25 protein-coding genes and 1 pseudogene are annotated in these 26070 nt (G+C 48.6%); 15 read left to right on the forward strand and 11 right to left on the reverse strand.

Annotated features, from left to right (window positions below; genetic code table 11):
• Positions 1–73: 73 nt before the first annotated feature.
• The 5 genes from argG to FOC66_RS07800 all read left to right on the forward strand — a co-directional run bounded on the left by argG (position 74) and on the right by FOC66_RS07800 (position 3597).
• The gene (gene argG / locus FOC66_RS07780) at positions 74–1417 is read left to right on the forward strand and encodes an argininosuccinate synthase (protein WP_003749378.1); all 1344 of its coding nucleotides are present in this window, start codon (positions 74–76) and stop codon (positions 1415–1417) included.
• A 41-nt stretch (positions 1418–1458) separates the two neighbouring features.
• A complete protein-coding gene (locus tag FOC66_RS07785) occupies positions 1459–1674 on the forward strand; it encodes a DUF4177 domain-containing protein (RefSeq protein ID WP_003749376.1) in 216 nt (71 codons plus the stop codon).
• 45 nt (positions 1675–1719) lie between these two features.
• Positions 1720–2316 (forward strand): DUF4240 domain-containing protein, encoded by a 597-nt coding sequence (locus FOC66_RS07790; protein WP_003749374.1) that lies wholly within the window; start codon positions 1720–1722, stop codon positions 2314–2316.
• A 186-nt stretch (positions 2317–2502) separates the two neighbouring features.
• A complete protein-coding gene (locus tag FOC66_RS07795; protein ID WP_003749372.1) occupies positions 2503–2952 on the forward strand; it encodes a DUF3290 family protein in 450 nt (149 codons plus the stop codon).
• 12 nt (positions 2953–2964) lie between these two features.
• Positions 2965–3597, forward strand: coding sequence for a DUF421 domain-containing protein (locus FOC66_RS07800; RefSeq protein WP_003749371.1), 633 nt, complete (start codon positions 2965–2967; stop codon positions 3595–3597).
• Positions 3598–3668: 71 nt separating this feature from the next.
• Here the strand turns inward: FOC66_RS07800 and FOC66_RS07805 are convergent, their stop codons facing one another.
• The 3 genes from FOC66_RS07805 to FOC66_RS07815 all read right to left on the reverse strand — a co-directional run bounded on the left by FOC66_RS07805 (position 3669) and on the right by FOC66_RS07815 (position 6499).
• Positions 3669–4040: a DUF488 domain-containing protein gene (locus FOC66_RS07805; RefSeq protein WP_003749369.1), complete on the reverse strand. Its 372-nt coding sequence runs from the start codon at positions 4038–4040 to the stop codon at positions 3669–3671.
• A gap of 62 nt (positions 4041–4102) precedes the next feature.
• The gene (gene trpC, locus FOC66_RS07810) at positions 4103–4885 is read right to left on the reverse strand and encodes an indole-3-glycerol phosphate synthase TrpC (RefSeq protein WP_003749367.1); all 783 of its coding nucleotides are present in this window, start codon (positions 4883–4885) and stop codon (positions 4103–4105) included.
• Positions 4886–5026: 141 nt separating this feature from the next.
• On the reverse strand, positions 5027–6499 hold the full coding sequence (locus FOC66_RS07815; RefSeq protein WP_003749365.1) for a malate:quinone oxidoreductase: 1473 nt from the start codon (positions 6497–6499) through the stop codon (positions 5027–5029).
• 431 nt (positions 6500–6930) lie between these two features.
• Between FOC66_RS07815 and FOC66_RS07820 the strand changes: the two genes are divergently transcribed.
• The 5 genes from FOC66_RS07820 (at position 6931) to FOC66_RS07840 (ending at position 10867) form a co-directional block, all read left to right on the forward strand.
• Positions 6931–7425 (forward strand): hypothetical protein, encoded by a 495-nt coding sequence (locus FOC66_RS07820; RefSeq protein WP_003749363.1) that lies wholly within the window; start codon positions 6931–6933, stop codon positions 7423–7425.
• Between the two features lie 82 nt (positions 7426–7507).
• Positions 7508–8137, forward strand: coding sequence for a 16S rRNA (guanine(527)-N(7))-methyltransferase RsmG (rsmG, locus tag FOC66_RS07825; protein WP_003749361.1), 630 nt, complete (start codon positions 7508–7510; stop codon positions 8135–8137).
• A gap of 67 nt (positions 8138–8204) precedes the next feature.
• The gene (locus tag FOC66_RS07830; RefSeq protein WP_003681348.1) at positions 8205–8975 is read left to right on the forward strand and encodes a ParA family protein; all 771 of its coding nucleotides are present in this window, start codon (positions 8205–8207) and stop codon (positions 8973–8975) included.
• A gap of 230 nt (positions 8976–9205) precedes the next feature.
• Positions 9206–9733, forward strand: coding sequence for an ImmA/IrrE family metallo-endopeptidase (locus tag FOC66_RS07835; protein ID WP_168162751.1), 528 nt, complete (start codon positions 9206–9208; stop codon positions 9731–9733).
• A gap of 12 nt (positions 9734–9745) precedes the next feature.
• Positions 9746–10867, forward strand: coding sequence for a hypothetical protein (locus FOC66_RS07840; RefSeq protein ID WP_003749356.1), 1122 nt, complete (start codon positions 9746–9748; stop codon positions 10865–10867).
• Between the two features lie 58 nt (positions 10868–10925).
• Here FOC66_RS07840 and FOC66_RS07845 read toward each other — a convergent pair whose 3' ends face one another.
• From FOC66_RS07845 to FOC66_RS07855, 3 genes and pseudogenes are all read right to left on the reverse strand, one after another.
• On the reverse strand, positions 10926–13841 hold the full coding sequence (locus tag FOC66_RS07845; protein WP_036494048.1) for a DUF3418 domain-containing protein: 2916 nt from the start codon (positions 13839–13841) through the stop codon (positions 10926–10928).
• Between the two features lie 101 nt (positions 13842–13942).
• On the reverse strand, positions 13943–15520 hold the full coding sequence (locus tag FOC66_RS07850) for a phosphoethanolamine transferase (RefSeq protein WP_172884837.1): 1578 nt from the start codon (positions 15518–15520) through the stop codon (positions 13943–13945).
• Positions 15521–15536: 16 nt separating this feature from the next.
• Positions 15537–15914 (reverse strand): annotated as a pseudogene (locus tag FOC66_RS07855) (ATP-dependent helicase); the annotation flags it as partial.
• A gap of 164 nt (positions 15915–16078) precedes the next feature.
• On the opposite strand from FOC66_RS07855, the gene FOC66_RS07860 reads away from it, so the two are divergent.
• Genes FOC66_RS07860 through FOC66_RS07870 form a run of 3 tightly spaced genes read left to right on the forward strand, consistent with a single transcriptional unit; the run spans position 16079 to position 19515 of the window.
• Positions 16079–17125 carry a DNA cytosine methyltransferase gene (locus FOC66_RS07860; RefSeq protein ID WP_003749350.1) on the forward strand — a complete coding sequence of 349 codons (1047 nt, stop codon included), beginning with the start codon at positions 16079–16081 and terminating at the stop codon, positions 17123–17125.
• A gap of 12 nt (positions 17126–17137) precedes the next feature.
• Complete coding sequence (locus FOC66_RS07865) at positions 17138–18535, forward strand: protein NO VEIN domain-containing protein (protein ID WP_003749349.1); 1398 nt, start codon at positions 17138–17140, stop codon at positions 18533–18535.
• On the forward strand, positions 18532–19515 hold the full coding sequence (locus FOC66_RS07870) for a DNA cytosine methyltransferase (protein ID WP_003749346.1): 984 nt from the start codon (positions 18532–18534) through the stop codon (positions 19513–19515). The genes FOC66_RS07865 and FOC66_RS07870 overlap by 4 nt, the downstream gene beginning before the upstream one ends.
• 90 nt (positions 19516–19605) lie before the next feature.
• Here FOC66_RS07870 and hrpA read toward each other — a convergent pair whose 3' ends face one another.
• The 4 genes from hrpA to FOC66_RS07890 all read right to left on the reverse strand — a co-directional run bounded on the left by hrpA (position 19606) and on the right by FOC66_RS07890 (position 22762).
• Positions 19606–21000 carry an ATP-dependent RNA helicase HrpA gene (gene hrpA / locus FOC66_RS07875; protein WP_003749344.1) on the reverse strand — a complete coding sequence of 465 codons (1395 nt, stop codon included), beginning with the start codon at positions 20998–21000 and terminating at the stop codon, positions 19606–19608.
• Between the two features lie 108 nt (positions 21001–21108).
• Positions 21109–21495, reverse strand: a complete 387-nt coding sequence (rsfS, locus tag FOC66_RS07880; RefSeq protein WP_003749342.1) for a ribosome silencing factor — start codon at positions 21493–21495, stop codon at positions 21109–21111.
• Positions 21496–21553: 58 nt separating this feature from the next.
• Positions 21554–22159: a nicotinate-nucleotide adenylyltransferase gene (gene nadD, locus FOC66_RS07885; RefSeq protein WP_003749340.1), complete on the reverse strand. Its 606-nt coding sequence runs from the start codon at positions 22157–22159 to the stop codon at positions 21554–21556.
• Positions 22160–22177: 18 nt separating this feature from the next.
• The gene (locus tag FOC66_RS07890) at positions 22178–22762 is read right to left on the reverse strand and encodes a beta-class carbonic anhydrase (RefSeq protein ID WP_003749338.1); all 585 of its coding nucleotides are present in this window, start codon (positions 22760–22762) and stop codon (positions 22178–22180) included.
• A 123-nt stretch (positions 22763–22885) separates the two neighbouring features.
• Here FOC66_RS07890 and FOC66_RS07895 point away from each other — a divergent pair, with 123 nt between their 5' ends.
• The gene (locus FOC66_RS07895; protein ID WP_003749335.1) at positions 22886–23776 is read left to right on the forward strand and encodes an NUDIX hydrolase; all 891 of its coding nucleotides are present in this window, start codon (positions 22886–22888) and stop codon (positions 23774–23776) included.
• A 15-nt stretch (positions 23777–23791) separates the two neighbouring features.
• Positions 23792–24733 (forward strand): ABC transporter ATP-binding protein, encoded by a 942-nt coding sequence (locus tag FOC66_RS07900; protein WP_003749334.1) that lies wholly within the window; start codon positions 23792–23794, stop codon positions 24731–24733.
• A 211-nt stretch (positions 24734–24944) separates the two neighbouring features.
• Here FOC66_RS07900 and FOC66_RS07905 read toward each other — a convergent pair whose 3' ends face one another.
• Positions 24945–26060 (reverse strand): hypothetical protein, encoded by a 1116-nt coding sequence (locus FOC66_RS07905; protein ID WP_003749332.1) that lies wholly within the window; start codon positions 26058–26060, stop codon positions 24945–24947.
• Between the last annotated feature and the right edge of the window lie 10 nt (positions 26061–26070).

Below are 26070 nucleotides of genomic sequence, written 5' to 3' on the forward strand. Positions count from 1 at the left end.
GACGGCCTATTGCTGACAATGTATTCCATTTATAAGATAATGGTTTCAACTTTTCAAGTCTGGAGAAATTCCCATGAGCCAAAACCATACCATTTTACAAAATCTCCCCATCGGCCAAAAAGTCGGCATCGCCTTCTCCGGCGGCCTCGATACCTCCGCCGCGCTGTTGTGGATGAAACTCAAAGGCGCGCTGCCTTATGCCTACACTGCCAACCTCGGCCAGCCCGACGAAGACGACTACAATGCCATTCCCAAAAAAGCGATGGAATACGGTGCGGAAAACGCCCGCCTGATCGACTGCCGCGCGCAGTTGGCACATGAGGGCATTGCCGCCATCCAATGCGGCGCGTTCCACGTTTCCACCGGCGGCATCGCCTATTTCAACACCACGCCTCTAGGCCGCGCCGTTACCGGCACCATGCTCGTTTCCGCCATGAAAGAAGATGATGTGAATATCTGGGGCGACGGCAGCACCTACAAAGGCAACGACATCGAGCGTTTCTACCGCTACGGCCTCTTGACCAATCCCACGCTGAAAATCTACAAACCTTGGCTCGACCAACAATTTATCGACGAACTCGGCGGCCGCCACGAAATGAGCGAATTTCTGATTGCCAACGGCTTCAACTACAAAATGTCGGTTGAAAAAGCCTACTCTACCGACTCCAATATGCTGGGTGCCACCCACGAAGCCAAAGACTTGGAATTCCTCAACAGCGGCATCAAAATCGTCAAACCCATCATGGGCGTTGCCTTCTGGGACGAAAACGTCGAAGTCAAACCTGAAGAAGTCAGCGTGCGCTTTGAAGAAGGCGTGCCGGTTGCATTAAACGGCAAAGAATACGCCGACCCCGTCGAACTCTTCCTCGAAGCCAACCGCATCGGCGGCCGCCACGGCTTGGGCATGAGCGACCAAATCGAAAACCGCATCATCGAAGCCAAATCGCGCGGCATCTACGAAGCCCCGGGCATGGCGTTGTTCCACATCGCCTACGAACGCTTGGTAACCGGTATCCACAACGAAGACACCATCGAACAATACCGCATCAACGGCCTGCGCCTCGGCCGCCTGCTCTACCAAGGCCGCTGGTTCGACAGCCAAGCCCTCATGTTGCGCGAAACCGCCCAACGCTGGGTTGCCAAAGCCATTACCGGCGAAGTAACCCTCGAACTGCGCCGCGGCAACGACTACTCGATTCTGAACACCGAATCGCCTAACCTGACCTACCAACCCGAACGCCTGAGTATGGAAAAAGTCGAAGACGCAGCGTTCACCCCGCTCGACCGCATCGGCCAACTGACCATGCGCAACCTCGACATCACCGACACCCGCGCCAAACTGGGTATTTACTCGCAAAGCGGTTTGTTGTCCTTGGGCGAAGGCTCCGTATTACCGCAGTTGAATAATAAGGAGTAGAATAAGGGGGCTTTAAAGCCCCCTTATTTTCAAGGAATAAAATGAAAGAATATAAAGCCGTCATTTATCAAGAGAACCTGCTGTCCAGTTTGGTTTTCGGCAGCGCCAAAATCAATCCGGTCAAATTCAGCGATTTCCTCAACAGCCACGCTTCGCAAGGCTGGAAGGTCGTTACCATGGAAAAAGACCAGCGCCGCATGCTGCTGTTTTTCGTGCGTGAAGCCTACGTCGTCATTTTGGAAAAAGAACGTGTTTAAACTCGGCGTCTATGCCTGTCTCGGATTGTTCGGAAGATTGGAGCCATGACAATCAACGATTTTTGGAACATCATTGATCAAGCACGTCCTGAATCTCGCAATATTGGAGAATTCAACCAAAATTTGAATCGGTTATTGGAATCTTTACCAGATGAGGATTTATTATATTTTGATTATTTCTTTAAGATGTACGAATGCACAATTATTGCCAGTCCCAATAGATTAATTTGGTCTGCGCTATCTTTGGTGTACGGTGGTAAGCATAAATACAATACTTATGGCTTCGCAGCTTGGCTGATTTTGCAAGGTAAAAGCCACTATCTTGCTGTTTTACACGATGCCGATCGGCTGGCTGATACTGAAGCTACTCAAAACTATTGCAGTGGTAACTTGAAGGGGCATGAGCATGAGTTTCCTGAACAACGTTACTTGGCAGGCAGAATATACAGCAAGAGAAACCGTATCGGTATTCGCGCATTCGAAAAAACTACCAAAGAATTCGCCCCAAAAGCCAACACAGAGTGGCAAAAAATCGAACAGCAAGAATTAAACTCTCCCACCTTTCAGTCCAATAGAAATTGGACACTGGAAGATCTTGCCGTGATACTACCCAATACCTATCAAAAATATATATGTGTATGAATGTACAATTAAATACATATCCGAAAAGAAAATGAAAGACGACGGATTTATCAACTGATACTACTTCGGGAAGCACCATGTGTGCTTTATCCGAAACCTTGACACAACATTCTTGTTTAATAGACAAGGCCGTCTGAAATATAAGTTTCAGACGGCCTGATTACCCCCTCATATTTATCAAATACCATGAAATTCTTTTCCCACTTTTATCTTGAAAACCATATGTATTTCAACGACTACTTGAAATACATCCTGATTTTCGCCGCCCTCGTCGTCCTACTGCTCGCCGTATCGCAATATCTGCGCCACCGCATGGACACCAAATACCGCGACCTGAGCATAATTGCACTGTTGCTGCTCATCCTCATCTGCGGCACGCAATATCTTTCGTACAGCGAACGTCAAAACTTCGCCGCCGACACTTCGCGCATGGTTGGCTTTCTCGATGCCTTGATTGAAAACCAAAAGGTTAAAAAACAAGACATCATCGTCAACAGCACGCGCCTGTCCAACGGCATGATTATCGGCATCAAAAGCCAATACTATGAAGTCCATTTCAATCAAGACTTCTCCGCCTATACGCTGACGCCCATCAATTTGGTCAACAACAATATCGAACTCATCGATAAAGAATAACAGGATACACACATGGAAGCATACTCCCTGCTCGCCCTCAAACTGCTGATGGGTATTTTAGGTTTGATTTTGCAAATCAACCTCTTAGGCAAAGGCAACCTCGCGCCGACCTCCGCCATGGACCAAGTGCAAAACTTTGTACTCGGCGGCATCATCGGCGGCGTGATTTACAGCGACAGCGTCGGCCTGCTGCAATTTTTCCTCGTACTGATTTTGTGGACGCTGTTGGTCTTGAGCCTGAAATTCATCAAAAACCACAACCGCTGGGTCAAATCCGTGATTGACGGCAAATCCGTTTGGATCATCGTCAACGGCAAAGTCCAAGCAGAAGAATGTATGAAAAACGGCATCAGCGCACACGACCTCATGTTCAAACTCCGCGCCGCCGGCATCTACGAAATCTCTGCCGTCAAACGCGCCGTGATGGAACAAAACGGCCAGCTCACCGTCATCCAGTACGGCGACGAGAGCCTGCGCTATCCGTTGATTACAGACGGCCAAGTCGACCCCGACATCCTCGAAATCATTAAGCGTGACGAAGAATGGCTGCAACAAGAACTCGACCGCCTCCACCTTGAAGCCTCGCAAGTCTATATCGGCGAATACATAGACGGAAAATTGGTGGCACACCCTTATCCTTCTTGATTTGAAAATAGCAGGCCGTCTGAAACCTTGATTTCAGACGGCCTTTTTGTATCCGGTGCAAATACTGTTTTTCAATCGCGATATTCAAACGATGCGCCCAAAAATTGAGCCAGTGCGGAGACGTGGGAATGTCGGGGATCTTTGACGGCGGTCAGCAACAAAATATTGCCGTGTTGTTTTTCCAAATCCAGCAGCCGCTTGATGGCGGCCTGCTCGACATCGCCTTGCAGCTCTTCGTGATAACGGCTGACAAAACCGTCAAAATTTTGAGCCGGATTTTCATGATACCAGCGGCGCAGGTTTGCACTGGGCGTAATGTCTTTCAGCCAAAGCGCAGTGGAGAAAATCTCTTTGCGGACGCCGCGTGGATAGAGGCGGTCGATAAAGACGGCGGTTTGTTTAGAATCGGATTGATAGGCGTAAATGCGCTGTACGGTAAACATTTTTTCTCGTCTCCAATGGATTCAGGCCGTCTGAAAATTCAGACGGCCTGATGTTTTTTAGTTTAAAACAGTTTTTTGACTTCGGCTTCGATGTCGTCGGCACGCATAAAGGTTTCGCCGATCAGGAAAGTATGCACGCCGTGGCCGCGCATGAAATCGACGTCTTCTTTGTTGCGGATGCCGCTTTCGGTGACAACGGTTTTGCCGTTTAATTCGGGCAAGAGGTCGAGGGTTTGTTGCAGGGTCACTTCAAACGTACGCAGGTTGCGGTTGTTGACGCCCCACAACGGCGTGGCCATGTTGCGGCATTTTTCCAGCTCGGACGCATCGTGCAATTCCAACAATACGGTCATGCCCAATTCGTGGGCAACGGCTTCAAAACGCTCAAGCTGCCCGGCTTCCAGTGCGGCGGCAATCAGGAGAATTGCATCCGCACCCCACGCGCGCGCCTGATAGATTTGGTATTCGTCGATGATGAAATCTTTACGCAAGACCGGCAGCGCCACGGCCGCACGCGCCTGTTTCAAATACTCGGGCGAACCTTGGAAGTAAGGTTCGTCCGTCAACACGGACAAGCAGGCCGCGCCGGCTTTTTCATAGGCGGCGGCGATTTCGGCAGGATGAAAATCAGGGCGGATCAGGCCTTTGCTCGGGCTGGCTTTTTTGACTTCGGCAATAATGGCGGGCAGGTTCTGCGCGTGTTTTTCACGGATCGAGCCGATAAAGCTGCGAACCGGCGCGGCTGCCTGCGCTTGGGCTTTGATGTCTTCCAAGGAAACGGCGGCTTTTTGGGCGGCCACTTCTTCTGCTTTGGTGGCAAGGATTTTGTTGAGAATATCGGTCATGGCGTTTTTCTACTGAGCTGATTTTCGGGTTTGAATCGTGCAACATGCTGTTGCCGATTAGGTTTCAGACGGCCTGAATGCCGTTATTTTAATGGTTTGAAAAAAGGCGGGCAAGAATGCCCGCCTTTGTGCTTGCTTCAATTAGTGGTGGATGCCCAAAACGGTCGCGTTGTGGCTGATGATTTCGTCTGCCAAAGACGGATTGTCGTTCAGCTTGATGCCGTAACCGGGCACCAATTCTTTCAGACGGCCTGACCATGATTCGGCATGATCGGGGAAGCATTGGTGGACAAGTCTGATCATCAGCGGAACTGCTGTCGATGCACCGGGAGACGCGCCCAGCAATGCGGCCAGCGAGCCGTCGGCATGGGCGACGATTTCGGTACCGAATTGGAGTACGCCGCCTTTTTTCGGGTCTTTTTTGATGATTTGCACACGCTGACCGGCGGTAATCAGTTCCCAATCGTCAGGGTTGGCTTCGGGATAGTAGTCGAGCAGCGAGGCGAAGCGTTCTTCTTTGGTTTTGCGCAATTCGCCCAAGAGGTATTTGGTCAGCGGCATATTGTCCCAACCGGCGCGGAGCATGGGGTAGAGGTTGTCCATGTGGATGGACATCGGCAAATCCATGAGCGAGCCTTGTTTGAGGAAGTTGGGGCGGAAGCCTGCATACGGGCCGAACATCAAATGGCGTTGGCCGTCGACGTTGCGGGTATCCAAGTGCGGAACGGACATTGGGGGCGCGCCGACGGAGGCTTGGCCGTACACTTTAGCGTTGTGTTGCGCGGCCGTTTCGGGATTGCTGTTGCGGAAGAAGAGGCCGGAAACCGGAAAGCCGCCGTAGCCTTTGCCTTCGGGGATACCGGATTTTTGCAGCAGGGTCAGTGCGCCGCCGCCTGCGCCGAGGAAGACGAAACGGGTGCGGAGTGTCAACGGGTCGTCATCGTCTTTAGTGCTGCTGGTTTTCAGCACCCATGCGCCGTCCGATTCGCGGTTGAGGTCGTCGACATGGCGGTTGAATTTGATTTTTACGCCTTTGTCGCTCAAGTATTTGACCATCTGGCGGGTCAGGCTGCCGAAATCGACGTCTGTACCTTCGGCGGAGTAGTTGGCGGCGATAGATTGGTTTTCATCGCGGCCGTTGATGACCAGCGGCGCCCATTCGGCGATTTTGGCGCGGTCGGTAGAAAACTCCATTTTTTCGAAGAGTTTTTGGTTTTTGAACACGTCGAAACGTTTTTGCAGATAATCGCAATGATCGGCGTTCATCACCAGCGACATGTGGGGGACGGAATTGATGAAAGAGCGGTCGGCCAGTTTGCCTTCCTCGACCAAACTCGCCCAAAACTGGCGGCTGATGTGGAATTGTTCGGCAATATTGAGGGCGCGGGTCGGATCGATCGTACCGTCGGCAGTCAGGGGGGCATAGTTCAATTCGCACAGGGCAGAGTGTCCCGTACCGGCGTTGTTCCATGCATTTGATGATTCCAACGCTACATCTTCCAAGCGTTCGATCAGGGTAATTTCCCAAGATGGTTCGAGCTCCTTGAGCAATACGCCCAAAGTGGCGCTCATAATGCCGCCGCCTACTAATACGACATCGGTTGCTTCAGCCATGGTTTTACTCCTACTAAAGTCAGGCATGGTTTGCCTTGTGGTTATCTATCATTATAAACAACTGATTTCAGAGGAATTGTTTTGTTTTTGTTGTGTGTGAAACTTTTTTGCCTGCTGAGTTTCCGAGCGTAAAGGGCGGGAGGCAGTTTCGGTTTGGGTTCCAGATTTCAGGTCTTTATAATATGTTATTGAGAATTTAGTAGATTTTACGGAGAAATGCAAAGATTTTCTGTTCGGTTCATATAAAAATAAGAGATTAGGCCGTCTGAAAACGTTTTCTTACCCTTTATCCGCCAAGGTTTACCAAGAAAAAAGAATTTTTCATTTCTTTTTTAATTGACCGTTTTTGTCAGCAATTTCAGCGCTAACAAACGTGAATCAACCGCCAATCTGCTATCATTTCGACTTATCCCACAACAAGGCAAACCGCCATGTATCTGACACAAGAAAAACCCTACCGCCCCCTATTGGTCGCACTGATGTTCCTCACCCTGCCGCTGGCGATGATATTGCACAATATCGTGCAAATCGCCTTTTCAGACGGCCAAGGCCTGCTGGTCACGGTCAAAGACGGCGCATGGGCATGGCAAAGCGGCTGGCAGGATTCCGTCGCATGGTTTGTCTGCGGCATGTTTGCCTTCCTCAATCTGCCGATTGCCGGCGGGCTGACCAAGCTGGCGTATAAAAAAATGATGCGCCGGCATTCGCGTTACGCCATCTTCCTTGCCGGTGTCGCAGCGTGTGCCTCGGCGGCGGCAGGCTTGATTTTTGAAGCCATCTTAGGCAATGCCGCATTGGCCGGTATGCGCGGGCAAGGCGTGTTTTACTACACCCTCTCCGTATGGATCATCGCCATGCTGACCCTGCCCAAACAACTCACACGCGCACCGGAGCAGCCCATCGTCTTTCACAAGATGAAACGTTGATTCAACAAGCACAAACATTTTCAGACGGCATGCTTTCCGTTACCATTACATCCAACGCGTTTTAACCAATAAGGAATAACAAATGAATCAGGCGCAACAGCTCCGCGACGGCATACAGGCACTGGGTTTAGACATCGACGAAGCCAAACAGGCCAAACTGCTAGACTATGCCGCCCTGCTGCAAAAGTGGAACAAAACCTACAACCTGACCGCCCTGCGCGATCCCGCCCAAACCGTCAGCCACCACCTGCTCGACAGCCTGACCCTCTTGTCCTATATCGAACACGCGCAAACCATGCTCGACGTCGGCTCCGGCGGCGGACAGCCCGGTATACCCACCGCCATCTGCCGCCCCGACCTCGACATCACCCTCCTCGATGCCAACACCAAAAAAACCGCCTTTCTGCAACAAGCCGTCATCGAACTCGGCCTTAAAAACGTCCGCGTCATCAGCGGCCGCGTAGAAGCCGCCGCCGACTGCCGCACCGACGTCATCACCAGCCGCGCCTTTGCCGAACTCGCCGACTTCGTCAACTGGACCGAGCACCTCCTCAAAGACGGCGGCTACTGGGCGGCCATGAAAGGCGTATACCCGCAAGAAGAAATCGACAAACTGCCCGAAAGCGTCGCCGTCGAAAAAGTCGAAGCATTGCACGTCCCCCAACTCAATGCCGAACGCCATATCGTCATCATCCGCAAAAAGGCCGTCTGAAAACAACCCAAGCATACCGAATAACGGTACAATCCAGCCATCCACACTTAACACGACAGCAAAGCAAATGAGCGCACAAATCCTCGCCGTCGCCAACCAAAAAGGCGGAGTCGGCAAAACCACCACCACCGTCAACCTAGCCGCCTCCCTGGCCTCCAAAGGCCGCCGCGTCCTCGTCGTCGACCTCGACCCCCAAGGCAACGCCACCACAGGCAGCGGCATCAACAAAGCCACCATCGAAAACGGCGTTTACCAAGTCGTCCTCGGCGAAACCGACATCCCCAACGCCGTCGTCCGCAGCAAAGAAGGCGGCTACGACGTATTGGGTGCCAACCGCACACTGGCCGGCGCAGAAGTCGAACTCGTCCAAGAAATCGCACGCGAAATCCGCCTCAAAAACGCCCTGCAGCTCGTTGCCGACAACTACGACTACGTCCTCATCGACTGCCCCCCGTCCCTGACCCTGCTCACCCTCAACGGCCTGGTCGCCGCCAACGGCGTCATCGTCCCCATGCTTTGCGAATACTACGCCCTCGAAGGCATTTCCGACCTCGTGGCCACCGTCCGCAAAATCCGCCAAGCCATCAACCCCGACCTCGACGTAACCGGCATCGTCCGCACCATGTACGACAGCCGCAGCCGCCTCGTCGTCGAAGTCAGCGAACAGCTCAAACAACACTTCGGCAACCTGCTCTTCGATACCGTCATCCCCCGCAACATCCGCCTCGCCGAAGCCCCCAGCCACGGCCTCCCCGCCCTCGCCTACGACGCCCACGCCAAAGGCACCCAGGCTTATCTAGACTTGGCCGACGAACTGATTGCACGGTTGGAAAAATAAACAGGGATATGAAACAGGGATATGAATATAAAAAGGCCGTCTGAAAGTTGGGGAATACTTTCAGACGGCCTTTGGTTTAGTTGGAAAGAACATTTTTAAAAAAGACTGCGTGCGTGCTACACTCACTTAATTTGAAACAAATTAATTGAAGAAAGTCCAACCTAGCAGTAAAATCGGGCATTATAATGCCCGATTTTACTGCTAGGTTGGACTATATTATGAATCACACAATGTATACAAACCCAATACCTCTATATGCGAAAAAAAAGAGAGTGGAAGAGTTTGCGCAAGAAATATCGACTAAACTGCAATTCAACTATACAGACGACCTTTTTGTACTAGTAAAAAAATTAGGAGGGAAAATTTCTATTGGGCATACTAGCCAAGAAGATGTGCACAGTGGCTCAATTTTGGTGGATAAGGATGCTAAATTTGAAATATTTATTTCCCCTTTCACATCCATTGAAAGGGATAGATTCACAATTGCCCATGAATTAGGTCACTTTTTTTTACATTACCCTAATGTTCGGGAAAAGATGGGAAATAATGAAATTTTTAGGGCTACTAGATATGTAGATTTAGATGACAAGGATCAACAAGTTGCTGAAAGAGAAGCTAATTGGTTTGCAGCTTCTTTATTAATGCCAGAAGAAAAATTTAAGCAAATATATAAAAAAGGAACAGTAGATGCTGAGCTAGAGTTTCAGGTTAGTACATCTGCAGTAAATATTCGAGCCAAATCACTTGGCTTGTTGTAATTTAGGATTTTTATGACTCCCCATGAAAGTGTAAAACCTACAATACAGGAATCTACATCTTATGAGGTTCCTGCATATAGAGTCCGATTGTTTTTATCAGTTGATTTAACGGGTTCGACCGCATTTAAACATAGTAAGAGTAGTCCACTGGAATGGCTAAAGGCCTTTCAGCAGTTTTATGGAACATTTCCAAGAAAATTGTCAGAACTTTATCAGCAAATAGGACAGTCTGCCGGCTTATCCGATGAAGAGTTAGAATCAGGTTCTCCTAAACTTTGGAAAACTGTAGGTGATGAAATCTTATTTTGCTGTAAAATAGAAAGCGTACATCATGTGTCAGTTTGTATTGAGGCTTTCATACAAACATTACAACAATTCGGAGAGGTTATACAACAATTTAATCTTAATACGAAAGGAAATGCATGGGTTGCCTCATTTCCCACTCCTAATAGTAGTATTATGCCAATATCTGCTGAAGATTCTGCTACCGACTCCTTGAGTGGAAACAACGATTTGGTTTCGGAGGAAATGGAAGAACAGGCTGATCTGCACCCTAATAAATTTGATTTTTTAGGGAAGGGGATTGATTCAGGTTTCCGAATATCTAAGAACTCATCAATTGACACACTAACTATTTCTCCAGGTTTAGGTATTTTGTTGCTAGATGCGTGTCAAAATAAAAAACTTACTAAATTTGAACGGAAAATAAGGTTAGCAGAAATGCAATGCTTCAAAGGTGTTGCTGATGGTAACTTATATCCAGTATTAGTAATTGATGTTTTTAGGAATAAAGACTATGAAGAGCTTGTAAATGCTCAGAATAATCTTTTAGGTGTGCGATATAAACAGGACCATGAAGAATTACAAAATTTCTTGAAAGAATTTTTAAATTTTTATAAGATCGAAATTCCAGAAGTCAAGCTTTATGCAGCAGATAGTACTCCCATTTGTCCAAGCTTTTATGAAATATATAAAAATGAATGGGAACGTAGTAAAGAGGAGCTTGTAGCAAAAAATAGTCTTGAAGAGGAATCTATTAACGATATTGATGAAAAGGAGTCTAAAGAAAATCTACAGTTAGATCAGAGTGAAAAATTCGTAGCAGAATTGAGTGAAAACCTAAAAGATCAGTAGTGTAATTTCTTTATATGCCTAAAGCCGTCTGAAAATTTTCAGACGGCTTTTTTATCCTTTATTTAATTCCCTCCCACTCCTTCAACAACCTCTTCACCGACACCGGATAAGGTGTCTTCAATTCCTGCGCGAACAGCGACACTCCCAATTCTTCAATCATCCATTTAAACGCGGCGAGGTCGTCTGAAATGGGTTGTCCTTGTTTCACCAAGCTATCTGTTTTTTCCAGCCACATTTGTTCCAATTCCTGTATATCGGCTTCGCGGGCTGCGTCGCGGGCGGGGTTGCCGCTGTATTTTTCGAGGCGCAGGGTCATGGCTTTGAGGTAGATGGGGAGGCGCGGCCATTGTGCCCATGGGGTATGACTGGCAAAGCCGGGGGCAAGCAGGGTTTGCAGGCGTAGTCTTAGAAGGTGGGTCAATGGGTGTTTGCCGAGTTTGCCGTTGAGTTCGGCGTAGGCGGCGGCGGTTTCCTGCAAGTAGCGGCTGAGGGCTTCTTTGACGGCGGGCAGGCGGCTGCGGGCGCGTTTGATTTGCTCTTTAAAGGCTTTTTCGTTGCGCGGCAGCTCATCTTCGCCGATAAAGGCGCGGTCGCAGACGGCTTGGGTGAGGTCGTCGCGCAGGGTGTCGGCGTTGATGTGTTTGAGCAGCATGGCGGCTTGGGTAAAGCCTTGGATGCCTTTGTTCAAATCTTTTACCTGCTCTTTTAATTGCAGCTTCATCAATTCGATCACGCCTTGACGGTGTGCCTGCTCTGCGGCGGCGGACGTGTCGAACAGGCGCAGGGCGATGCGGCCGTCTTTTTCTTTTTGCAGGCCGAGGTAGCCGGTGAGCTGTTGTTTGCCGCGGGCGAATTTGATGGATTCAGGCAGGGTGCCGATGTCCCATGCGGTAACGTTGTCGCGCTCGAATTCTTGGGTGTTGTCGCGGAAGGTAACGGCGGCGGCTTGGCCGAGTTGTTGCTGCAACTCATGCAGTTTGCGGCCGCCGGCGAGTTCTTGTCCGCCGTCGTCGATAATGCGCAGATTCAGATAGCAGTGTTCGGGCAATTCTTGCACCGCCCATGCGTCTTGGTCGATTTGCTCGAGAATCCGCATATCGCCGGCGCTTTTGGCGATAAAGTGCGCCAACTGGGGAATGATGGCCGCTTGGCGGTCGGGATTGCTTTCGAGGAATTTGGTGATGAAATCGGGTACGGGCACGCAAATGCGGCGGATTTGCTTCGGCAGGGCTTTAATCAGCAGCTGGATTTTTTCGCGCAACATACCGGGTACCAGCCATTCGAGCGACGGCGCGTGCAGGCGGTTGAGGACGGTCAGTGGCACGGTCATGGTCACGCCGTCGAGCGGATGGTGCGGCTCGAAGCGGTAGGAAAGTTTGAACTTGCCGTCTGCGGTTTGCCAAAATTTGGGGAACTGCTCTTCGGTGATGTGTGCGGCGGCGTGTTGCATCAGATCGTCGCGGCTAAGGAACAGCAGGCGCGGATTGTCGCGCTCGGCGGTTTTGAGCCAGGCTTCAAAGGTGCGGATATCGGCAAGGGGTAGGGGTTTCAGACGGCCTTTTGGGGATATGGGCTGCTTTTTGGGTTTGGGGTCGTCTGAAACATTTTGTAGGGTGTGTGAACTCGGTTCGCGCTCGCGGTTGGACGCATCTTTGGAATCCGCGTGCGCGGCTTGCTCCACACGCCCTGCGTTGCGCTGGTTTGCTTGTCCGTTTTGTCCGGTTGTCTTGTCCGACTGGGTTTGTCCGCCCTCTTCGCTTCCCCAAACGCCGCCTTTCTCGTCTTTCCACACCAGCTCGGGCAGGCGTTCGTTATAAAACGCAAACAGTGCTTCGTCGTCGACCAATACGTCTTGCTTGCGCGATTTGTGTTCGAGTTCGGTAATTTCTTTAATCAGCTTTTTATTGTGTGCAAAAAAGGCCGTCTGAAGATTGCTTTCCTGCGCCACCAATGCGCCGCGGATAAAGATTTCACGCGCTTCTTCAGGCGCAACTTTGCCGTAAGACACGGGACGGCGCGGCAATACGGTCAGGCCGTAAAGCGTTACGCGTTCGCTGGCGACGACTTCGCCGCGTTTTTGTTCCCAGTGCGGCTCGAAATAATGGTAGCGGACAAGGTGCGGCGCTTCCTGCTCTATCCATTCGGGCTGGATAACGGCGACGTCGCGCGCGTAAAGGCGCGTGGTCTCAACCAATTCTGCCGCCATCACCCATTTGGGTTTGGCTTTGAACAGGGCTGAGGCGGGGAACAGGTGGAAACGGCTGCCGCGCGCGCCGGTGTAGTCGTTGCCGTCGGGCGACTTCATGCCGACGTTGGCGATAAGGCCGGTCAGCAGGGCGCGGTGGATTTGTTCGTAGCCGGCTTCTTTTGCGGCGCGGATTTGGGCGCGGTGTTGTTTCTTGTCCAGTTGTTTTTGTTTGAGTTTGGCCGCCAAATCTTGGTCGCCTTGACTTTCAGACGGCCTTAATTGTTCTTGGGAAGGAGGTTGTCTAAACGCGGCTTCTTTGGTGGTCAAGCCCATTTCAATCGCGGTTTGGGCAAGCTGGTGGTGCAGCTCGCGCCATTCGCGCATCCGCAGGTGCGACAGGAAATATTGGCGGCACCATTGCACCAGCTGCTTGTTGGACAAGCCTTTGTCGCGCTCGCGCTGGAAGCTGTCCCAAATATTCAGATAGGCAAGGAAGTCGGATTGCTTGTCGGTAAAGCGTTCATGCGCCTTGGCCGCGGCATCGCGCGCTTCCAACGGCCGCTCGCGCGGGTCTTGAATCGACAGCGCGGACGCAATTACCAATATTTCCGCCATGCAGTCGTGCTTCTTCGCCGCCAGCAAAATACGCGCGATTTTCGGGTCGATAGGCAGGCGCGCCATTTGTTCGCCGAGTTTGGTTAAGCGGTAGCGCGTGTTGGCACCGATATGGCCCGAACTGTTTTGCAGGCCGTCTGAAACATTGGCTGGGTTGGATCGGGCATCCATACCTGATCCGCGTACTTGGTTTTTCATATTTTGCATAGTCTTGTCGGTCGGGCATTTTCCCCGACATCATCTTAATTTGTCTTTATTGGTTTGCACGCCGCTTATTGCGGATAAACATATTCCGCCTTGCCGTCGCGAATGTTCAAGCTGCCTGCATCGCCTGTAATCAGGTTGCCCGTTACCGAGCCTTCGCTACAACCTGAAACCGGCATATCGTAGCCCAGCGTGTGAATCAGGAACGTTGAAAGCTGCTGATGGAAGGCAATCTCGCAAGGTGCAAAAGCTTGGTTGGCAGTCTGTTGCACGGCCTTATCCGGGCTGTACAACACCAGCGGCACAAGATAGCTGTCAGGCTGCACCGTGCCTTGATTGTAGGTATCTTGGCGCACATACTGGCCATGATCGGAGGTATAGGCAAACAGCCAGTTGCCGTCAGGCTGCTTTTGCAGCTGCTCGAATACGGTTTGAATCATTTGGTCGGTTTTGTGGATGGTGTTGTCGTACTTATCCACAATACTGGCTTCGCCGAATACTTTATCTTGAGGCTGCAACAATGCGCCGTATGGGACGTGCGAACCGCGTTGGTGCAACACAATAAAATGCTTGCCCTGTTGCAAATTGATTTTGTCGAACAGGGGCAACAGTTTATCGTCGGGCATATTGTCGCCGTTGCGGTAACCGAGTTGGGTCGGCTGAATCAGATGGTCGATCCACTTTTTACCGATTAAGTTCAAAATCGCCATCTCGTTTTCCGCCTGCGCGCTGTAAAAATACGTTTCATAGCCCTGCTCTTTGGCGAGGCGGAACATATTGGTATCGCCGCTGCTGATTTGTTCGTAGCCGTTGGCATGCGGTATCGCATTAAAAAAGCTGGGCAGGGACACAGCCGTCATCAAAGCGGCGGAATAGCTTTGTTTCACAATCGGCTTAAATTCGGCTTGCGACAGCTGGGTCAAAAACGGCGAAGTTTCACGCCCGTAGCCAAACAATTTCAAATGCGCCGCGCTTTCGCTTTCACCCATAATCAAAACGATATTTTGAACACTGCCCTGCCCGATTTTGCTTGGCGCAGACTGTTTGAACACAGGAATCTTGCTTAAATCAAACAACTGATACGGCAATACGCGCCCGACAAAATAGCCGAAGCTGAAATAATTGGCTTTGACGCGGCTGTATGTCGGCTTAGGCGAAATACCGTGTTCCTGCGTTGTACTGAATGAACGTCCAAAAATCAGCAACATCGCCGCAATAAATACAATATCGGCAGAAAAATGCGTCTTACGGCGGAACTTGGCAAGGCTGCAAAACAGCACGACTTCCAACACGCCCCACACCACAGGCAGCCACAACTTATCCAACATCGACGCGCCCGCGCTGCCGACTTCGGTAACCTCTTTCAGCATCAGCCAATAATTGATGCCCGTCATCCAACTTTGATAAACCGCGTAATGCACATTGTTGGCAATGATGCTGAGCGCAAAAAACAACGCAATCAGCAAACGCGTTGCCTTATAACGCGCAAACAGATACAGCGCAGCAATCACAAATGTCAGCGCAAACGTTTCCGCCATTTTCGCAGCCGGCAGGGTTTCAATCCCAAATACAAAGCGATAGGCAATTTCGCTGGCAGTCAGCAAAGACGAATACAGAAAGAGAACGAAAAGGGATTTTTTCATAATGGGAAGTTCACAATAAAAGTTGCCTGACTTCGGGAGGTCGTCTGAAAGCGGCTTCCTTGGTGGTTAAACCCATTTCAATCGCGCGCGACTTACGCATCCGCAGGTGCGACAGGAAATATTGGCGGCACCACTGCACCAACTGCTTGTTGGATAAGTCTTTGTCGCACTCGCGCTGGAAGCTGTCCCAAATGTTCAGGTAGGCAAGGAAATCAGACTGCTTGTCGGTAAAACGCTCGTGTGCTTTGGCTGCCTCCTCGCGCGCCTCTAGCGGCCGCTCGCGTGGATCTTGAATCGACAGCGCGTACGCGATCACCAATATTTCTGCCATGCAGTCATTTTGTTGTGCAGCAATCAGTATTCAGCTGACTTTGGGGTCAATTGGTAGTTGACCCATTTGTTTGCCAATAGGGGTTAATTGATAGTGCGGTTTTGGGGCTTTTAGGCTGCCTGAAAAATAACAGATAATGTTGTCTTAAAGCAATATTTAAGACGGTATTCGTTCTATCCTAAGTTATAATTCTGCTTTTTCAGGCCACCTGAAATCTTATTTTTGAAAATATGATGAATAACACACACCAACCTACTGTTTTAGATTTATTTTGCGGCTGTGGCGGCTTATCGCTCGGTTTTATTCAAGCTGGTTTTGATGTCAAATTGGGCATAGATTATTGGCAAGACGCGATTACCACCTACACCGCCACACACAAAGGCACACAAGGCATTGTCGCCGATTTATTCAACATCACACCCGAACAAATCTCCCAACAAACTCAAATTAAACAATTAGATGTGATTATTGGTGGGCCACCATGTCAAGGTTTCTCTATCGCCGGCAAACGCATGATTGATGATGAACGCAATCAACTTTATAAAGCGTTTGTGGATTTTGTCCGTTTTTATCAGCCCAAAGCATTTCTAATGGAAAATGTCCCTAATATAATGTCAATGGGAAAAGGGGCGATTAAACAACAAATTACTCAAGATTTTGAGCAACTAGGCTATATCGTCAAAAGTCAAATTTTAATGGCTTCTGATTATGGGGTACCGCAAAATCGTAAACGCGCATTTTTTGTGGGGTTTAAAAATGGCACAATATTTGAATTTCCAAAACAAACGGTTAATCAATATGTTACTGTCAAACAAGCCATTTCTGATTTACCTGATTATTCGGTTGATGATGGCGCGGCTTATCCACTTTTAGGCAGCAGCGAATATCAACACATGATGCGCCAAAATTCAACTGGCTTGTTTAATCATCAAATCACGCAACATAATGACAAGACGAAAGAAATTATCGCACTTGTCCCCGATGGCGGCAATTACAAAAGCCTACCTGAACATTTGCGCCAAACGCGAAACGTCAATATTGCATGGACACGCTTAAACAGCCAAAAGCCAAGTTTTACGATTGATACGGGACACAATCATCATTTTCACTATCAATTTAACCGTGTACCAACAGTTCGAGAAAGTGCGCGTATTCAATCATTTCCCGATGATTTTATTTTTTTAGGAACAAAAACCAGTCAATTACGCCAAGTTGGCAATGCTGTTCCGCCTATGCTTGCAAAAGCGATTGCCGAAAAAATGAAATTGTTTTTATAAGGATATAACATTATGTTTAACCCCGATATTCAATATCGTTGCGACATTATTCGCGGTAAAGCACAAAAAGAATTAGATGATTTATTGCCAACTTATTCCACGATTGTGGCGGATATTTGTCCAGCCGATGAAAACATCTTTAATCAACAATTTAACAATAGATTATCGCAATCTTTTTATCAGAAAAATTACAATGAATTAGGCAAAAATCAACAGAAAACCATTAGAAATCATATTACTGAAATTGCAGGTAAATTATTTGGTTTGTACTTCAAAAAAAATGGTTTGGTATATGAAAGCCCAAGTAATAGTAAATTAGTAAACGACCAAGACCAACCTGCATTTTTTAAAAATTTATGCTTAAATTTTCAATTCCCAAACGGTACACAAAAAATTCAAACCATCGCAGAACGTATTAACAAGCAGATTAAATTCAAACCGTTTCATTTTATTTTGGCGTTATTGGCAGAAGCGGAACAGGTAAAATTTACCATAACTACTTACCATATTGGCTATTATGTATTGAATGCGTTGGAAGTGCTGCAAGGCAAAGTTACACCAAAAGAAGTATTGGATACGATTATTTCTAATAGTCAAAAGAATTCATTAAAACGTGTTCCTGTAACATCTCACGATTTTCAGCACATTAGAGAATTGTTGAATTTATTGGTATTGGCGAATTTGATTGTGATTGATGAAAACCGAAGCAGCAAAGCCATACAATTAAATCATTATGAAAATCAGTTAATTAAATTATTTATCAAAGAATACAATACGCCACTTCAATTTGATATTTACCAATTTGATTTAAATGCAGAACACATTGGCAAACGCATTGAAATGGAATGGGCAGAATATTTTGCTCAAATCGCTCTACAAAATGCTCAAGTTTTGAATACAGTTTTGCCATATCAACATCAGGTAAGTAAAAAAATAGACAAAAATGAATTAGGTAAAATGGGCGAAAAATTGGTATTTCAGTTAGAGCAAGAACGTGTGAGAAAATACAATCAACGCTTAATCAATCAAGTTCAGCTTGTAGGTGAAATTCGTGGTTTGGGCTATGATGTAAAATCAGTTGCCGCTGATGAAAGTCCAAATAATCCTGATTTTGATAGATTTATTGAAGTGAAATCAACCATTCGTGTTACTTCACCTGATTTAGATAATCACGATTGGATAGACACTGTTAATTTAACACGCAAAGAATGGGTTGCTGCGGAGCAATTTCAGGCAGCCTACATGATTTATCGTGTGTATTTTACAGCTCACAAAATTTATATTCGCAAAATAATCAATCCTTTTGAGAAGAATAAACAGGGGATTATTTACGTTATGCCAACCATGTATCGCATCGATTTTGGGGCAAATAGCGTAGATGATTCGGTTGAAGTGGATAATGTTTTATGAGTGAAAAATTAAAAGTTGTATCGTTGTTTTGTGGTTGTGGTGGTTCTGATTTGGGATTATTGGGCGGATTTGAATACTTGGGGCAAACTTATCCTAAATTGCCGTTTGAAATTGTTTACGCTTTGGATTTTGATAAATTTGCTGTGCAAACGTATAACGCTAATTTTGAACACCCTGCGATTTGTGATGATATTAAGAATTTAAATATTCAAGAGCTTGATGATTTTGATTTATTATTAGGCGGTTTCCCATGCCAATCTTTCAGCACAGTTAATCCCAGTAAAGACACCAATGACGCACGTGCTAATTTATATAAAGAATTGGTAAAAGTATTGCAAACCAAACAGCCTAAATATTTTATTTTTGAAAATGTTAAGGGTTTGATGACTTTACAAAAAGGGAAAATTTTACAAAAAGTATTAACCGAATTTAAACAAGCAGGATATGAAGTTCAATATAAATTATTGTTGGCAGCAAATTTCGGTATTCCGCAAAAACGTGAACGTGTATTTATGGTAGGTGTTCGCAAAGATATTCAGAAACACTATACATTCCCTATGGAAACTCATGCCGAACAGCCTAATTTATATCAAAAACCTTTTGTAAAATTAGAAAAAATCATTACTACCTTGGCGATTGATAATCCTAAATATTATTTTTCAGAAAAAGCTGTTTTAGGCATGAAAAATGCGAAAAATAACATGAAACGCGGTTTATATCAGGATTTGCAAGGACAATGCTTAACTATTACGGCACATTTGGCAAAAACCAGTTTAAACTCACGAGACCCAGTTTTATTGGTTGATAAAGACAAAGAATTATATCGCCGTTTTACACCGCGAGAAGCGGCTGGTATTCAATCATTCCCTGATACCTTTCAATTTCCTGTGAGTGATATTCAGGCATATCGGCAAATTGGCAATGCCATTCCGCCTGTATTGATGTGGCACGTTGCCAATGCGTTAGCGGAAATTGTGTAGTATTCAGACAGTCTGAAAATGCAAAATACCATCTGAAATTTATTTTCCAAGCGGTATTTTTGTGTAATTTCTTTTTCTAGTTGTTTGAAATCACATTTCCTCCACCGCTCCCAATTCCAGCAATACCTGAAAACCGTCATTGATATACCGTGAATCGGGCATTTCTAAAAATGGGAATGCCGCTACGTCGCCCAGGTTCAGCGATGCCATGCGCAGGATGACGGCGGCGAGGTTGCTGCGGACGATTTCCGGGTCGGTAAATTCGGGGCGGCTATTGAAATCTTCTTCTGAAAATAAGCGGATACACACGCCTGCGGAGACGCGGCCGCAGCGGCCGGAGCGTTGGCGGGCGGCGGCTTGGGAGATTTTTTCGACATGAAGCTGCTCCACTTTCGCCCGCGCGGAATAGCGTTTGACGCGCGCGAGGCCGGTGTCGATGACGTATTTGATGCCCGGCACGGTGAGCGAGGTTTCGGCGACGTTGGTTGCCAACACGATGCGGCGTTTCGCACCGGAGGGGTGGAAGATTTTGTGCTGTTCGGCGTGCGACAGGCGCGCGAACAGGGGCAGGATTTCGTCGTTGCGGCGCAGCGTGGATTTGCGCAGGGCTTCTGCCGCTTCGCGGATTTCGCGTTCGCCCGGCAGGAACACCAAAATATCGCCTTCGCCGTAGCGCGCCAATTCGTCGGCCGCATCGACAATCGCGTCGGTCAGCTCGACTTCTGCCTCGTCTTCGTCTTTGCTGGTCAGCGGTCGGTAGAGGATTTCGACGGGATAGGTGCGTCCGCTTACTTCTAAAACGGGCGCGCCGTTGAAGTGTTGGGAGAAGCGTTCTGCGTCTATCGTGGCCGAGGTAATGATGACTTTCAAGTCGGGGCGGCGCGGCAGGAGTTGTTTCAGGTAGCCCAAGAGGAAGTCGATGTTCAGGCTGCGCTCGTGCGCTTCGTCGATGATGATGGTGTCGTAGGCGGCGAGATAACGGTCGGTCTGGGTTTCCGCCAGCAGGATGCCGTCGGTCATCAGCTTGACGCAGGCATCGCGTGAGGTGTGGTCGGTAAAGCGCACCTTATAGCCCACCGCGCTGCCGATTTCGGATTTCAGCTCTTCGGCAATCCGCTCCGCCACCGAACGCGCGGCCAAACGGCGCGGCTGGGTATGCCCGATCAAGCCTGCCGCCCCACGTCCGAGTTCCAAACAAATCTTGGGCAGCTGCGTGGTTTTGCCCGAACCGGTTTCGCCGCAAATAATCGTTACCTGATTCTCGGCAATGGCTTTTTTGATTTCGTCGAGCTTATCGTGAACAGGCAGCGTGTTGTCGAACTCAGGCTTGGGCAGTTTGGACAGGCGTTGCAGATAGAGGTCGTGCGATTTTTTGTATTTTTCCTCAACCTTGGCCAAGCCGCCGTATTTATTGGGGTTTTTAAAGGCAGAACGCAGAAAATGGCGGTCTTTGGAAAGGGTTTGGGTGAAATCGGGTTGCGGCATGATGGTGCAATAAATTGAATAATGTGAAAAGAATGGAATTATAGCAAAAGGCCGTCTGAAACTTGCTTGCTTTCAAGTTTCAGACGGCCTTTGTATGGATAAACCGTTTTAGTCGGCGGCGTGCCAAGGTTTTTGCATACCGGCGTGGAAACTCGGTTTTTCTCCGCCCCACAAGGTGTCGATGTCGTAGAAGTCGCGCACGGTAGGGAGCATGACGTGGACAACGAGGTCGCCTGCGTCGACGAGCGTCCATTCGCCGCTGTCGCCTTCGGTGCTGAGGATTTCGAAACCAGCTTCTTTCAAATCGACGGCAACGTTGTTGGCCAGTGCTTTAACTTGGCGTGTGCTGTCGCCGCTGGCAATAATCATGCGGGCGAACAGGGAGGTTTTGTCTTGGGTTTCCAAAACGGAGATGTCTTTGGCTTTGATGTCTTCGAGGGCGTTTACGGCCACTTCGACCATTTTTTGCAGGTCTTGCAATTCTTGTTCGTTCATTATTTTCCTAGTTGAAATGTTTTCAGACGGCATTATAGCTTATCTGCCTGAATAAACGCTATTTTTCATAGAGTTTGTGTTGGCGGATGTATTGGGCGACGGGTTGCGGCAGGCCGTCTGAATGGTGCGTTTTGGCAAGATTGGCGCGGATTTGGGTGGAGCTGGTGTTGTGCAGTGGCGCGTTGAGGATACGGACGCTGCCGTTTTGCAGGGCTTCGCCGAGCCATGCGTGCAATTCGCGCGGGGTTTTGTTGAGGTTGTCGCCTTGGCGCATGGCAATGGCGATATGGGTCTGGCGCACGAGGGTTTGCCATTTTTTCCATGTGTGCAGCTGCATCAGGCTGTCGCTGCCCATCAGCCACCACAGTTGCGCGCCGGGAAACTGCTGGCGGAAGATTTGGACGGTGTCAAACGTATAAGTTGCGCCGTCGCGGACGATGTCGCAGTCGCTGGCGGCGAATTTCGGCTCGTCGGCGATGGCGAGTTCAACCATATTGAGGCGCTCTTGTGCCGGCGTGCGCGTGCTGTCTTTGTGGTACGGGTCGCCTGCCGGCAGGAAGACGACGAGATCCAAACCGATTTCGTCGGCGAAGGCGCGGGCGATGTGGAGGTGGCCGTTGTGGATGGGGTCAAACGTGCCGCCGAATAATCCGATGTTTTTCATTTCGTGGTGGTGTCTGCGTTAGATGTTTTGGCCGTCTGAAGCAGGCAGGCTGCCGTCAACAATCAGGTTGAGCTTGCCTGTGGTCGGGTGGATGACCAGGCCGTGGATGGCGATGTTGTCGGGCATCAGCGGATGTTTGCGAATCAGCTCGACGGTATGGCGCACGCTGTCTTCGACATCGTCAAAACCGGTCAGCCAGCCGTCCAAATCGATACCGGCATTGCGCAGGGTTTCGATGCGGTCGTCGGGGATATTGCTGTCGTGTACGCGCTGGAGGAACTCTTCGGCATGCAATCCGCGCATACCGCAGTCGTGGTGGGCAATGACCATGATTTCTTTGACTTTGAGTTCAAATACGGCGACCAACAAACTGCGCATCACCGAACCCCAAGGGTGGGTCACCAGCGCGCCGGCGTTTTTGATGAGCTTGGCATCGCCGTTTTTCAAGCCTAAAGCATTGGGCAACAATTCGATAATGCGTGCATCCATGCAGGAAAGAATGGCCAGCTCGCGGCCGGGGTATTTGTTGGTGAAATATTTTTCGTACTCGCCCGATTCAACGAAACGTTGGTTGTAGGAAAGGATATCGGTCAATTCACTCATGATGATGTGCTCGTTTCGGATGGTTTACTCTATTATAGCGGTTTTCAAGGGGTATGGTTGTTTTGCAAATTCGCCGTAAACGGCTAAAATCGACGTATCTTTAGTTCTTTTGGAAGATGCGCCATGTCTCAGTCTTTCCGTTTTGAACAGGTATTCGCGTCCGATGTCCACGACGCATTGTGGGATTGGGCGCAAACCAGCTATGGCGCATCCGACGATTGGTGCATTCTGTATCTCAACGGCCTGCCTTTAGGCCGTCTGAACCCGTTATGGCACGAACGCCTCGGGCGCGATTGGACAGGCAGGCAGTCAATCCTTTCAGACGGCCTGAATTTGGAAACCGACAGCTGGGCGGAAATGGGCGACAGTTTGCAAACGCTGGCGCAACAATGGCGCGAGTGCGGTTGGCTCAAAGGTTGGCGCGGTGAAAAGTTCGACATCTGCGACCAGTCGGGCAAGCCTTTATGCGCACTCGAACGCGCCGCCTTCCGCCCGTTCGGCCTGATGAGTCAGGCAGTGCATTTGAACGGATTGGTCGAAACAGAAGACGGTTTGCGCTTTTGGATAGGCCGCCGCAGTCCGCACAAAGCCGTCGATCCGAACAAACTCGACAACCTGACCGGCGGCGGTATCAGCAGCGGCGAGAGGCCGTCTGAAGCCGTCTGCCGCGAAGGCGAAGAAGAAGCAGGCATTCCCGCTTCTATGACACCCCATATCCGACCGACCGCCCAGATATACAGTTTGCGCCCCGTTAATCGCGGTGTCCACAACGAAATCCTGTATATCTTCGACATCATCCTGCCCGAAGGCTTCCAACCCGCCAACCAAGACGGCGAAGTCGCTGGTTTTGAACTGATGGACATCCCCACCCTGCTTGATGCTATGTTGGGCGGACACATGATGCACGATGCCCAGTTGGTCACGATCGAAGCCTGCCGGAGATACGGCCTGATCGACCCCAAACATCCGCTGTCCGCATGGCTCGACAGCATCCGTTGCCGACCCCATTTTTAAAGGCCGTCTGAAACCATGTTGCAACTCAAAAACATCAACAAACGCTTTGGCAGCAAAACCGTTGCCCAAGACATCAACCTAAACGTCGAAGCAGGCGAAATCCTCGCCGTACTCGGCCGCTCCGGCTGCGGCAAATCCACCCTGCTCAAAACCATCGTCGGCCTGGTGCGTCCCGACAGCGGCGAAGTCTGGCTCAACGGCGACAACATTACCGACATGCCGTCTGAAAAACGCAATATCTCGCTGATGTTTCAAGATTACGCCCTTTTGCCGCATTTAACCGCCCTCGACAACGTTGGCTTCGGCCTCAAAATGCGCCGTCTGCCCAAAGCCGAAATCGAAGAACAATCCATGCAAGCCTTACGCGACATCGGTTTGGAACACGAAGCGCAACGCAAACCCGAAAGCCTCTCCGGTGGCGAACAACAACGCCTCGCCCTCGCGCGCGCCCTCATCACGCGCCCGTCGCTGTTGCTCCTGGACGAAGCCTTCTCCAGCCTCGACACCCACCTGCGCCACCACCTACGCACCCTGACCGCCGAACGCATCCGCAGTCAAAACATCCCCGCCATCCTCGTGACCCACTCCGCCGAAGAAGCCTGCACCATGGCCGACACCATCGCCATCATGCACGAAGGCCGCATCCTCCAACACGGCACGCCGGAAACCCTTATCCGCCGCCCCGTCAACGCCCAAGCCGCCCTGCTGCTCGGTTTGGCCAACACCAGCGACACACGCTACATTCCCCAACACGCCATCCGATTCGACCCGAACGGCACGGCCGTCCGCATCAGCGAAGCCGTCCCCCTCGCCGAAGGCATACGCCTTACCCTCGCCCATCCGCAATACGGCGATTTGATTTGGTATCCCCATGCAGACCACGATACGGACAAACCGCAAACCGGACAGGAAATCCGTATCAGCGTGGATGAAAATCAGATCGTTTGGTTTGATTGAATGTGATGGATTAAGAAAAAGGCCGTCTGAAAAGCAACAAACACCGTCATTCCCGCGCAGGCGGGAATGACGGCGGATGGGTTTGGGGCGGGGGAAAGGTTTCAGGCTGCCTTGGGAAGGGCAGCCTGAAAATGGGGAGGCCGTCTGAAAGTGGGGGGACGGTCTTTGAGATGAGTTGTAAATCCAATACAAGTATCTATGGAAGTTGGATTTAGATTAATTTACCAGTAACTGTAATTCTCTTAAGTTCTCTTAGGTATCTTGAGTCTCGTTTTGCATTGTCTTTGTCTATCACATAGTAATAAGGTAGAAAATCTCGCAAATCTTTGGGAAGTTCTTTGTCATCATCTACATGGTGATTCAGGAACAGTACGTACTCAAAAGATTCTAGATTTTCAGGAATTAGCGAATCAAAATACAATACCCCCCCAACATGATTATTTCTCTTTCTTTCCTTGAATGTCGCCCAAAAACTATAATCTTCCCATTTTGTCTTTTCTACATTCCAAATACTACCTCCGTATAGACTAGCTGCAATTATGTTTTCTTGTAGAAATAAGCCAGCTGAAAAATTAGAAGGGCGAAATGTAGTTGCAATCATAAATGGCAAATTTAATTTACCATATCTTGTTGCTTTCTTTTCCAAGCTATCTAAAAGTTTATTATGAAAATTTGTTATGTCAATTATAGATTCTAAACGTAAGCTATCCTCAAAAACAATTTCCAAACAAATTAAACTTCTATCAAAGGATTTTATGAATTGTGCACCAATATTCTGTTTATTTTTATTCCACCATTTAGGAATTTCATTATGTAATTCTGTTATATTCTCATGAGACAATTCCCTACCTTCTACATTTCTAATGTGAATTATGGTTTTATTTTCTCCATTTAGGGTATGTTTGAATTTTTTAATGTATTCCTTAATTCTAATAATTTGTGAATTATCTAATTCACCAACAGTTACCAATTCCAAATAAAATGAATCTCCATCTGGCGTTCTGACCAAAAAGTCAGGTCTTTTATTTGAATGGGGTAATTGTGGGTGAGGTTCAAGAGTATATCCACCTATTTTCCTAAATATGTAGGAAACAATTAGTTCAAAGCAAGTAGAATAAAATTTCTCATCGTCATTCTTATTTTTCAAAATATCATCAATTATTCTTTTCTGTGATATTTCATCGTATAAACTAAGTGATGTGTTTAGAAGTTCTCTAACTTTACTATGATAGGACAGTGAAGAATCATTAAAAAAATCATATATTGATTGATTTTGGTCGCGCTCAGATTTAGTGCAGGTTCTGTCTTTATTTTCAAAAAGTGTCATTTTAAAACTC

Origin of the sequence: Neisseria mucosa (genome assembly GCF_013267835.1) — a bacterium.
In the GTDB taxonomy this organism is placed as follows: domain Bacteria; phylum Pseudomonadota; class Gammaproteobacteria; order Burkholderiales; family Neisseriaceae; genus Neisseria.

Excerpts from the sequence above, each read along its gene's own strand:
- rsmG (WP_003749361.1), top strand. The coding sequence starts at position 7,508 with ATGAATCAGGCGCAACAGCTCCGCGACGGCATACAGGCACTGGGTTTA.
- FOC66_RS07840 (WP_003749356.1), top strand. The coding sequence starts at position 9,746 with ATGACTCCCCATGAAAGTGTAAAACCTACAATACAGGAATCTACATCT.
- FOC66_RS07835 (WP_168162751.1), top strand. The coding sequence starts at position 9,206 with ATGTATACAAACCCAATACCTCTATATGCGAAAAAAAAGAGAGTGGAA.
- FOC66_RS07785 (WP_003749376.1), top strand. The coding sequence starts at position 1,459 with ATGAAAGAATATAAAGCCGTCATTTATCAAGAGAACCTGCTGTCCAGT.
- FOC66_RS07870 (WP_003749346.1), top strand. The coding sequence starts at position 18,532 with ATGAGTGAAAAATTAAAAGTTGTATCGTTGTTTTGTGGTTGTGGTGGT.
- FOC66_RS07890 (WP_003749338.1), bottom strand. The coding sequence starts at position 22,762 with ATGAGTGAATTGACCGATATCCTTTCCTACAACCAACGTTTCGTTGAA.
- rsfS (WP_003749342.1), bottom strand. The coding sequence starts at position 21,495 with ATGAACGAACAAGAATTGCAAGACCTGCAAAAAATGGTCGAAGTGGCC.
- argG (WP_003749378.1), top strand. The coding sequence starts at position 74 with ATGAGCCAAAACCATACCATTTTACAAAATCTCCCCATCGGCCAAAAA.
- FOC66_RS07815 (WP_003749365.1), bottom strand. The coding sequence starts at position 6,499 with ATGGCTGAAGCAACCGATGTCGTATTAGTAGGCGGCGGCATTATGAGC.
- FOC66_RS07900 (WP_003749334.1), top strand. The coding sequence starts at position 23,792 with ATGTTGCAACTCAAAAACATCAACAAACGCTTTGGCAGCAAAACCGTT.
- FOC66_RS07895 (WP_003749335.1), top strand. The coding sequence starts at position 22,886 with ATGTCTCAGTCTTTCCGTTTTGAACAGGTATTCGCGTCCGATGTCCAC.
- FOC66_RS07795 (WP_003749372.1), top strand. The coding sequence starts at position 2,503 with ATGAAATTCTTTTCCCACTTTTATCTTGAAAACCATATGTATTTCAAC.
- FOC66_RS07860 (WP_003749350.1), top strand. The coding sequence starts at position 16,079 with ATGATGAATAACACACACCAACCTACTGTTTTAGATTTATTTTGCGGC.
- FOC66_RS07800 (WP_003749371.1), top strand. The coding sequence starts at position 2,965 with ATGGAAGCATACTCCCTGCTCGCCCTCAAACTGCTGATGGGTATTTTA.
- FOC66_RS07830 (WP_003681348.1), top strand. The coding sequence starts at position 8,205 with ATGAGCGCACAAATCCTCGCCGTCGCCAACCAAAAAGGCGGAGTCGGC.
- nadD (WP_003749340.1), bottom strand. The coding sequence starts at position 22,159 with ATGAAAAACATCGGATTATTCGGCGGCACGTTTGACCCCATCCACAAC.
- FOC66_RS07805 (WP_003749369.1), bottom strand. The coding sequence starts at position 4,040 with ATGTTTACCGTACAGCGCATTTACGCCTATCAATCCGATTCTAAACAA.
- FOC66_RS07905 (WP_003749332.1), bottom strand. The coding sequence starts at position 26,060 with ATGACACTTTTTGAAAATAAAGACAGAACCTGCACTAAATCTGAGCGC.
- FOC66_RS07865 (WP_003749349.1), top strand. The coding sequence starts at position 17,138 with ATGTTTAACCCCGATATTCAATATCGTTGCGACATTATTCGCGGTAAA.
- hrpA (WP_003749344.1), bottom strand. The coding sequence starts at position 21,000 with ATGCCGCAACCCGATTTCACCCAAACCCTTTCCAAAGACCGCCATTTT.
- FOC66_RS07820 (WP_003749363.1), top strand. The coding sequence starts at position 6,931 with ATGTATCTGACACAAGAAAAACCCTACCGCCCCCTATTGGTCGCACTG.
- trpC (WP_003749367.1), bottom strand. The coding sequence starts at position 4,885 with ATGACCGATATTCTCAACAAAATCCTTGCCACCAAAGCAGAAGAAGTG.
- FOC66_RS07845 (WP_036494048.1), bottom strand. The coding sequence starts at position 13,841 with ATGGATGCCCGATCCAACCCAGCCAATGTTTCAGACGGCCTGCAAAAC.
- FOC66_RS07790 (WP_003749374.1), top strand. The coding sequence starts at position 1,720 with ATGACAATCAACGATTTTTGGAACATCATTGATCAAGCACGTCCTGAA.